Raw genomic sequence first — 214 nt, forward strand, 5'->3', positions numbered from 1 at the left:
CTCTGCGCCGAAAATGTACCGGGGCTAAATACACCACCGAAGCTGCGAATTGATACCAATGGTATCAGTGGTAGGGGAGCGTTCTAAGTGCAGTGAAGTCAGCCCGGAAGGACTGGTGGAGCGCTTAGAAGTGAGAATGCCGGTATGAGTAGCGAAAGACGGGTGAGAATCCCGTCCACCGAATGCCTAAGGTTTCCTGAGGAAGGCTCGTCCG

1 rRNA gene is annotated in these 214 nt (G+C 54.2%); it reads left to right on the top strand.

Features of this window, described 5'->3' with window-relative positions:
* Positions 1–214, top strand: a 23S ribosomal RNA gene (locus MR160_RS34685); the annotation flags it as partial.

Source organism: Bacillus cereus group sp. BfR-BA-01382 (assembly GCF_022663475.1).
Lineage (GTDB): Bacteria > Bacillota > Bacilli > Bacillales > Bacillaceae_G > Bacillus_A > Bacillus_A thuringiensis_S.